The organism is Deltaproteobacteria bacterium, assembly GCA_011375175.1.
GTDB lineage: Bacteria > Desulfobacterota > GWC2-55-46 > GWC2-55-46 > DRME01 > DRME01.
Genome location: DRME01000022.1, coordinates 1 through 9,729, shown reverse-complemented (window position 1 = coordinate 9,729; position 9,729 = coordinate 1). Strand labels below are relative to the sequence as shown.

Annotated in this window: 6 protein-coding genes; all 6 read left to right on the top strand. The window is 63.5% G+C overall.

The genetic code is table 11. The features are described from left to right. Nucleotides 1–376 precede the first annotated feature (376 nt). Nucleotides 377–1,324, top strand: coding sequence for a KpsF/GutQ family sugar-phosphate isomerase (locus ENJ37_01655; GenBank protein HHL39191.1), 948 nt, complete (start codon nucleotides 377–379; stop codon nucleotides 1,322–1,324). Nucleotides 1,325–1,497: 173 nt separating this feature from the next. Continuing rightward, nucleotides 1,498–2,934 (top strand): GHKL domain-containing protein, encoded by a 1,437-nt coding sequence (locus tag ENJ37_01650; protein HHL39190.1) that lies wholly within the window; start codon nucleotides 1,498–1,500, stop codon nucleotides 2,932–2,934. Between the two features lie 52 nt (nucleotides 2,935–2,986). Further along, on the top strand, nucleotides 2,987–4,357 hold the full coding sequence (locus ENJ37_01645; GenBank protein HHL39189.1) for a sigma-54-dependent Fis family transcriptional regulator: 1,371 nt from the start codon (nucleotides 2,987–2,989) through the stop codon (nucleotides 4,355–4,357). A gap of 727 nt (nucleotides 4,358–5,084) precedes the next feature. Continuing rightward, complete coding sequence (locus ENJ37_01640) at nucleotides 5,085–5,816, top strand: c-type cytochrome (protein HHL39188.1); 732 nt, start codon at nucleotides 5,085–5,087, stop codon at nucleotides 5,814–5,816. A 28-nt stretch (nucleotides 5,817–5,844) separates the two neighbouring features. Beyond that, nucleotides 5,845–8,598, top strand: coding sequence for a twin-arginine translocation signal domain-containing protein (locus tag ENJ37_01635; protein ID HHL39187.1), 2,754 nt, complete (start codon nucleotides 5,845–5,847; stop codon nucleotides 8,596–8,598). A 252-nt stretch (nucleotides 8,599–8,850) separates the two neighbouring features. Further along, a partial coding sequence (locus tag ENJ37_01630) for a 4Fe-4S binding protein (protein ID HHL39186.1) occupies nucleotides 8,851–9,729 on the top strand: 879 nt, incomplete at its 3' end.

Below are 9,729 nucleotides of genomic sequence, written 5' to 3'. Positions count from 1 at the left end.
GTTCGGACCGCAAAGGCGTAAAGAGATCCCGCCTGGCGCGGTCCGAACCCGCCGGGGAGCGCCACGCAGGCGGCGGTAGCGGCAAGCCCCCCTCAAGATTTCTTAAGGAAACTCTGATTTATTGCACTGAGGGAACTTTTTTGAAAAAAGGTTCCCTCAGACTCCCTCCAAAAACTTTTAACGCCATGCGGGTCATCCCGATTTTGCTTCTTGCAAAATCGGGATGACCCGCATGGAATTAAAAGTCTTTGAAGGGGGCCTGGGGGAAACTTTCTTCAGAAAGTTTCCCCCAGGTAATTAGTCAGAGCTTCCCTATGTGCTTGTTCAAGCTTGCCCGGAGGTGGTGGCGGTGACTGTGCGAAGCGACAGGGACGCCGTGGTGCGTTGCGCCGAGAGGGTGCTCGATGTGGAGGCCGAGGCCGTCAGGGGCCTGAAGCAGCGGCTCGACGACGGTTTCGTGCGCGCCGTGGAGCTCATACTGGAGGCTACCGGCAAGGTGGTCGTCACGGGCATGGGCAAGAGCGGCCACGTCTGCCAGAAGATAGCCGCAACGCTGGCCTCGACGGGCACGTCGGCCGTCTTCCTCCATCCGGCCGAGGGGCTCCACGGAGACCTCGGCGTGCTCATGAAAAACGACGTCGTCATCGCCGTCTCCAACTCGGGAGAGACCGAGGAGATACTCGGCATACTGCCCCTCATAAAGCGCCTCGGCATAAAGCTCATCGCCATGACGGGACGCAGGGACTCGACCCTCGCCCGCCACGGCGAGGTGGTCCTCGACGTGGCCGTCAAGGAGGAGGCCTGTCCGCTGGGCCTTGCGCCGACGGCCTCGACGACGGCGTGTCTTGCCATGGGGGACGCGCTTGCCGTTGCGCTGCTCGAGAGACGGGGCTTCCGGGCCGAGGACTTCGCCGCCCTCCATCCGGCCGGGAGCCTCGGCAGAAAGCTCATGGCCGTGCGCGAGCTCATGCACAGCGGCGAGGCCATGCCGAGGGTGGGACCCGACACGCCGATGAAGGAGGCCATAATCGAGATGACGGCCAAGCGGCTCGGCGTCACCGGCGTCTTCGACGGCGAGAGGCTCGTGGGCGTCATAACGGACGGTGACCTGCGCCGCTGCGTGGAGCGCGGCGCGGAACTGCTCGAGCTGCGCGCCGCGGAGGTCATGACCTCGGCCCCCAAGGTCATAGGCCCCGACGACCTCGCCGAGTCGGCGCTCAGGAAGATGGAGGACCACTCCATAACGTCGCTCTTCGTGGTGGAGGACGGCAGGGCCGTCGGTATCGTCCACCTCCACGACCTCATCCGCGCGGGCGTCATCTGAGGGCCGCGCCATTCCCGCCGTTCCCCCCGCCGACCCAGTCCTCCGGGGCAGGAAGGATCATGCTTACGTCTTGCCCGGTGGAAGCGGCTCCAACCGGCTCCGCCAACCCCGCCTCCGGGGGCGCGGGAAAAATAGGGTTGAGAAGCGTTGCGATTTTGCGGTAATATTTCAGTGTGGCCGGCGGCGGCCTGGCCCGCGTCATGAGCGCCGCAACGGTTTGCCGAGGGCCGCGGCCGGCGCTCTCCTTTTCGTATCGTCACAGCGGTTTGCAACGGACTTCCATGTACCAGGAACAGGCGTTCTCAGGCCTCAAGACCATAAACCACGCCCTCATCGCGGTCAGGGCCTTTCTCATACTCGGCGCGGCCCTGTGGCTCGCCCTGCAGAGCTTCCCGTCCCCTCCCGAGAGGGAACACCTCTTTCTGCTCTTCGTTCTCTTCATCGTCTACTCCGTATTCCTAATCGCCGTGAAGCTGCGCAAGGGCGAGAGGACGGCCGAGATACACCTGGCGGCCCAGGCCATGGACCTTGTCTTTCTCGGGCTCTTCGTGGCCGACTCGGGCGGCATGACGAGCGACGTATACATCATCATCTACCTCTTCGGCGCGCTCAACGCCTACTACTACGGCCTGGCGCGGGGGCTTGCGCTGGCCGCGGCCTGCTCGCTCGTCTACATGCTCGCCGTCTACGGCCAGTGGCACGACAGGGGGTGGGTCGATCTCTTCCTCAGGCTCTCGGCCCTCTTTCTCATCACCGGCTTCGTGGGCTTCGTCTCCGAGAAGTCCAGGCTCGACCGCCGCGAGATAGAGAGGACCCGCCGCGAGCTCAAGGAGGTGAGAAAGAAGCTCAAGAGCGCCTACGCCAACCTGAGGACCGTGAAGAGCCAGATAGCCCAGACCGAAAAACTCGCCTCCGTGGGCAAGCTCGCCGCCGACATCGCCCACGAGATAAACAACCCCCTCGACGGCATAAAGAACTGTCTCAACACGGTGCGCAGTCCCGACGTGGACAGGGGCATAAGGGAGCGTTACTTCGACCTCATGGAGGAAGGGCTCTGCGACATCGAGAAGGTGGTGCGAAACCTCCTCGAACACGTCCGCAACCACGAGTTCCGCACGGAGATCGTCGACATCAACTCGCTGCTGCGGCGGACGGTGCAGATGATGGAGTGGAAGCTCGACAAGCAGGGGATAAGGCTCGTACAGGACTTCGACCCCGAGCTGCGGCCCGTGGCCGGAGACCCGCACAACCTCCAGCAGGTCTACTTCAACATCTTCCTCAACGCCCTCGAGGCCATGGAGGAGGGCGGGACCATCACCATAAGGAGCCGCAGCGAGGGCGGCATGTCGGTGGTGAGCATAAGCGACACGGGCAAGGGAATGGACGGCGACGAGCTGAAGAGGATATTCGAGCCCTTCTATACGACCAAGCCGGGCGGCGAGGGCACGGGGCTCGGCCTCTCCATATGCCATGAGATTGTGGAGAAGCACGGAGGCTCCATCGACGTGGAGAGCCGTCCCGGCCGCGGCACTACCTTCACGGTGAGCCTCCGCTCGGTCGCGGACGCGAGCGACGTCCTCGTGGACATGGCCCCGGCCGGCGAGGCGTGAACGTCTTTTTCGGGGAGACGGTTCGCAGCCGCCGGGAGACGCGAGCTAAGCCATGAAGATAGCGGTCGTCGACGACGAGAAGATAAAGCGCATAACCCTTACGGACTCGCTCATAATGGCGGGTCACGAGGCCGCGAGCTTCGAGGAGCCGGTGAGCGCGCTCGAGGCCGTCAAGGCGGGGGGCATCGACCTCGTGGTTACGGACCTGAAGCTGCCGGTCATGAGCGGTATGGAGCTTCTGCGGCGCATAAAGGAGCACAACCCGGACCTGCCGGTCATCGTCATGACCGCCTACGCCACGGTCGATACGGCCGTGGAGGCCATGAAGCTCGGGGCCTACGACTACATAACCAAGCCCTTCACATCAGAGGAGCTCATGCTCATCATCGAGAGGCTCAGCGAGTACAGGGCCCTGCTCCACGAGAACATCGAGCTCAAGCGCGCCATCTCCGAGCGCTACAGCTTCGGCAACCTCATAGGCAAGAGCAAGGAGATGCAGAACATCTACGACCTCATAGAGAGCATCTCCACGCGCGACGCCACGGTCCTCATAGTGGGCGAGAGCGGCACGGGCAAGGAGCTCATCGCCCACGCCATACACTACAACAGCCTGCGCAAGCACCGCCCGCTCATAAAGTTCAGCTGCGCGGCCCTGACCGAAACGCTGCTTCTGAGCGAGCTCTTCGGCCACGAGAAAGGGGCCTTTACGGGCGCCGTCAAGGAGCGCAAGGGCCGCTTCGAACTCGCCGACGGCGGCACCATCTTCCTCGACGACGTGGACGACATACCGCTGCCCATGCAGACAAAGCTGCTGCGGGTCCTACAGGAAAAGGAGTTCGAGCGCGTGGGCGGCACGACCACGATCAAGGTCGATGTGCGGGTCATAGCGGCGACGAAGGTCGATCTCCTCGAGCGGGTCCGCGAGGGAAGGTTCCGCGAGGACCTCTACTACCGGTTCAACGTCATACCGCTCAAGCTGCCGCCGCTGCGGGGCCGCAAGGAGGACATACCGCTGCTCATCGAGCACTTCGTCGACAAGTACTCCAAGGGCGAGGAGGACAGGAAGACCTTTTCGAGCGAGGCGCTGCGGCTGCTCATGGACTACGGCTGGCCCGGCAACGTCCGGGAGCTGGAGAACATGGTCGAGAGGATCCTCGCCATGACGAGGAACCCGGTGGTCGAGCCCTCGGACCTGCCCGACGTGGTCTTCGATCCCGGAGACCTCAAGCGCGACATCCACTTTGCGCGCATCCTCGACAGCGGCGACTCCTTCGACGAGGCCGTGTCGGCCTTCGAGAAGCGGCTCATCACCATGGCCATAAAGAAGGCCGGCGGCAACCGAAGCGAGGCGGCGCGCATGCTCAAGCTCAAGCGCTCCACCCTCCAGGACAAGGTCGTCAAGTACGGCATCCACACCCCCTGACACGCCGAAGGGGAGAAGCGGGAGCCGCGGGTCCTCATTGCGGAAAATCGCAAGCTGCCGGCCTCGTTGCGGCTTTCCGCAAGGTCGAGGCGTCCCGGAGGGGAGTCTCATCCCCGGCCCGCCACCCCGGCATCTCAAGCTTTCCGGTAGGTTAGGACGCCATGTCCCGCAGTCGGGGCTCGTGGCACGAGACTTGCTAAGTTATGTAAGTCTGTATCGAGCGGTACGCAGGCTATGCCCTTCCCCCGCCCTGGCCGGGCATCAAACACCAGTGCCCTGTTGCTCCCTTCACAAGAAAACAGGGCGGGGGAGGGCACCCATTTCTCGGCGGGGAGAGCCGCCGGCGGGAGGGGCGCTGCATTGCCGCGGCACCGCCTGGAGGGCGCCTGTTGCGCCCTGTGCGGAAAAGTCATTTCCTTCTTGACAATTGATTTCCTCTGAAGGATAATTGGGTCCGCGTTAGAAGGCGGCCGCTCTGTCCCGGCGCGGCCCGCCGTTAAAGCGGAACAGAGGCTTGGGTGTGATGTTTCTGATTACACTTCGTGAAGGGAGGTGAGCAGTAACGCTGCGGGAACCTGTCCGCGCCGTGCAAGGCGCCCTGCCTCGACGGGATGTCCGGGAAGAGGCAGGGAGCGGATGGCGGATGGGTGAAGGGTGTGAGATGAGTTGGTGTGGCAGGTGAACATCAACAAGTCAAGACCAGACTCGACTCTATCAAGGGGGTGAAATGATGGTACTTAAGAAGGGTGTAGTCTTTGCCGCAAGCTTTGCGGCGGCGGTGATGCTTGTGGCGGCCGGTGCCGACGTCTCCAAGGCCGCTTCGGCTGCAAACGGCGAGAAGCTCTACCAGCAGAACTGCGCCGTCTGTCACGGCGACAAGGGCCAGGGCCGCGGCGGTCCCATGGGCTGGTTCACGGGCGGCGGCGGAGAGACGACCGATCTCATCGGCAACCAGCTCAACAACCAGACCTTCCTCGCCATGGCCAGCGACGAGTACCTCGCCGGCACGATAAAGAAGGGCAGGCCCGGCAGGCCCATGCCCGGCTGGGAGGACCAGCTCTCCGACTCCCAGATCGAGGACATCATCGCCTTTCTGAGGACATGGCAGGAGGTCCCCGGCATAGCGCTCAACCCCAACCCCGTGTGGGGCAACCCCGAGGACGGCAAGGTCCTCTTCCGCGGCAACTGCGGGGCCTGCCACGGCTACAACGGCGAGGGCACCGACTTCGGTCCGGCCCTCAACAATCAGGTCTTCCTCGATCTCGCCTCCGACGACTTCATCAGGCAGACGATCATAAGGGGCAGGGCCGGCACGGTCATGAAGCCCTTCCTCAAGGGCAGCGACCTGGCGGTCACGGAGCTTGATCCCTACCAGATAAACGACATCGTCGCCTTTATCAGGACCTGGGACAAGAACGCGACCAGCAAGCTGGAGCCTTGGCTTCTGGAGGCTAAGTAATCTCTTACGAAGGGAGGGAGATAAAAGCATGAGTAAGGCTAGGATGAGAAAAGGTTTTACGAGAAGGACCTTCCTCAAGGCTTCGGCCGCCGCCACCGGCGCCGCCGCCATAGCCGGGAAGTTCGGCAAGGAGTTCGTAACGACGGAAGAGGCCGAGGCTTCTCTCGCCCACGCGGCGGGACGGAGGATGCTCTACGCCGCCTGCCCCTACTGCGGTGTTGGCTGCGGCACGACCGTCGCCGTCGAGGGCGACAAGATAGTCGGCATCGTGCCCCGCAAGGATCACCCCACCAACAAGGGCCTGCAGTGCATCAAGGGACTGACGGCCGACGAGCCTCTCCTCATAGACAGGTTCCCGGCCCGCTACGCCGACAGGCCCGTGTGGATCAGGAAGGACATGTCCGATCCCTTCAAGGGGCACGTCTCGCGCACCAAGGGCGCCGACGGCATGAACCCCAAGCACTTCAGGCGCGTCTCCTGGGAAGAGGGCATGGAGTTCGTGGCCGACAAGTTCGCCGCCATCATCAAGAAGTTCGGTCCCAACCAGATCGCCATCTGGTCCTCGGGCCAGCACTTCATCGAGAGCCTCTACCTTGAGAACAAGATAACCAAGGGCGTCATGGGCTCCACGACCATCGAGGGCAGCCCCCGCATGTGCATGACCTCGGCCGTCACCGGCTACTTCGCCACCCAGGGTTCCGACCTCTCGGCCGGTTCCTACCGCGACGTTGACGACGCCGACTTCATCACCCACTGGGGCCACAACCCGAGGGAGGGCCACCCGGTGCTCTTCTGGAGGATCGCCGACGCCAAGAACAGGCGCAACATCCCCACCCTCGTCGTCGACCCCAGGCGTACCCCCACAGTCAAGGGCTACGAGCAGATAAACAGGGGCAACTCCTACCACTTCCCCACGGTCAACGGCGACCTCGCGCTCCACAACTCGCTCGCCTACGCCATCCTCAACAAGCACGAGCAGGCCGTGGACTACAAGTTCCTCGAGGAGCACGCCACGGGATGGAAGGAGTACATCAAGGGCGTCAAGGCCAACTACAACTACCGTGACCCGGCGGTGCGCAAGCGCAGGGGCATCGACATCGAGCCGAGCCTCATCGAGAAGATAGCCGAGATCTGGGCCGATGCGTCGCTCAAGGGCCGCAAGCGCGGACGCGGCGGTGTCATCAGCTTCTGGGGCATCGGCTACAACCAGCACCTCCACGGTCAGCACAACACCATAGGCATCTACAACCTCCATGCCCTCACGGGCAACACGGGACGTCCCGGCGCCGCGGCCTTCTCCATGACGGGCCAGCCCAACGCCGTGGGCCGCAGGATGATGGGCGGACTGACGGCGAGGCTCCCCTTCAACCAGGGCCTCAACAACGTCTCCCATCGCAACAACATAGCCGACCTCTGGGGCGTCACCAGGGAGAGGCTCGCCGCCGTGGCCGAGCTCAAGAACGTGGGCCTCGGCATCGGCGTCTTCGAGAGGGCCCATCCCGACAGGGCCAAGACGGGCGCCAAGGACACGATCCAGGCCATCTGGCTCACCTGCGGCACCCACATCGACCCGGCTGACACGGCCACGCTCATCAGGCCGGCGCTCATGAGGACCTTCAACGTCTCTCAGGAGCTCTACATGCACGCTCCGAACAACTACTACGCCGACGTCATCTTCCCGGCCACGTCCTGGGGCGAGGCGTCCGGCACCTTCTGCAACTCGGAGCGCAGGGTCAACATCAACTCCAAGTGCACCGAGCCGCTGCCCGGCTACATGCCCGACCTCGACATCTACATCGAGATGGGCAAGAAGATGTGCCGCCGCCTCGGCCTCGACGAGACCAAGATCTACCCCTACAAGAAGAGGGCCGACGGCTGGTACGACTCCGAGGAGGTCATGCGCGAGATAATCAGGGGCTCCAGGTTCCCCGGCTCGGACATCGACCTCGGCGGCATGCTCGAAGTGGAGGAGAAGGACGGCAAGTCCATCTACCAGCAGCTCGCCGAGCTCGGAGGCATCCAGTGGCCCGCGCCGACCTACAAGGTCGCCAAGGCCGGCGGACTCAAGTACCGCTTCCGCGGCCAGGAGGACAAGTACTGGCCCGACAAGGCCAAGCACTACCGTGACTACAGGACCAAGGACGGCTATCTCCACGTGCGCCTGGTCAACAACGACTACACCAAGCGCGAGGAGATCACCGCCCAGATGGCCAACGCCGGTGTGACCAAGGGCTGGTTCTTCATCGACAACATGAACGTGCTCAAGGCCGCCAGGGACAACGGCCTCACCCCGGAGATGCCGGACGCCGAGTACCTCGGCAGGCGCTGGGACGAGGTCCCGAAGGACAAGTTCCCCTTCTGGTTCAACTCGGGCATCGTCTACGAGCACTTCCACACGGCCAAGACCATCAGGGCGGCCACCACGAGGAAGCTCGTCCCCGAGCAGTACGTTGAGATCCATCCCGACGACGCCAAGGACCTGGGCATCAGGGACGGCGACCAGGTCAAGGTCGTGGCCAAGAGGGTCGACCCCGACACGGGCAGGCAGGCCGAAGTCATCTGCCGCGCCAGCGTCGGAGACGGCTCCAAGGTCAAGCCTGCGCGCAACTCCATACCGCGCGGCATGGTCTTCCAGCCCTGGAACCTCCAGGTGGCGGACAACCCGGACCCGGATCCGGCCAAGAACAAGTGGATGACCAACAAGCTCACCCACAGGGCCTTTGACCCGGTCTCCGGACAGGTCGACTACAAGAAGGGCGTGTGCAGGGTGGAAAAGGTCTGAGACCGCCTTGCCTCCACATGCCAGCGACGGGCCGGATCCTCGACGGATCCGGCCCGTTTTTCTGTGCCGTCACGGAAAGGCCGTCCATGGCCGAGAGCGGTTGCAGGCGCTGCCTCCGCGCCGCCCGGGCCTGGGGCCTTCCGCACGCAAGCCCCTCTCTTGACCGGCGCGGGCCGTCCGTGTTAACATGACAGGTGGACAGGCAGCCCAAACCCCTATCCGTCGCCGTGTGGCGCTTGTCGCAGGTACGACATGAGCAAGGTTCAGATACTTCGAAGGACCGTGCAGGTGACGGTCCTTTCCTTCATGATCGTCGCTCCGCTCCTGGGCCTCTATGATATCCTCATAGAGAATTACAGGATCCACAACGTGGCCGGCACCTTCTGGCAGGACCTCTTCTACAGGGTGGACGACCTGGTCAGGAAGATCAGCGACGACCCCATGGGCTTTGCCGACATGTTCAAGGGGAGCACGTGGTCCGTCACCATAGCGGGCTACAACGTCACAGACCCCCTGGCCTTCGTGGGCGTCACCCTCGGCGGAGGCGGCTTCTACCTCGCGCTCTTCCTCTCTGCCCTGCCGCTCATCGTCCTCACCGTGCTGCTGGGCAGGGTCTTTTGCGGCTGGATATGTCCCATGCACCTCCTCTTCGAGCTCAACGGCAAGCTGCGCAGGGTGCTGGGCCTTATAGGCGTGAGGCCCTTCAACATTTCGTTCAACCGCTACATCAAGTATCTCATGCTCCTTACGGGCGGGGTGCTCTCCCTTGCGCTCGGCGTGCAGGTCATGACCTTCATATATCCGCCGGCCATACTCAACCGCGAGCTCATCCACCTCATCTACTTCGGCTCCGTCGGCATCGGAGCCACGCTGCTGCTCCTGCTCTTCTTCATCGAGATATCGCTCTCCGAGAGGACGTGGTGCAGGTACTTCTGCCCCGGCGGGGCGCTGTGGTCGCTCATGGGGGCATGCCGGGTCGTGAGCGTGGTGCGCGACCCCGGGCTGTGCGACGACTGCGGCGACTGCGACAGGGCCTGCGAGTTCGGTCTGAGTCCCATGAAGGACCGTACCGGCATGGAGTGCGACAACTGCGGCAAGTGTATCGCCGCATGCAGCGGCGGGAGCCTCTCC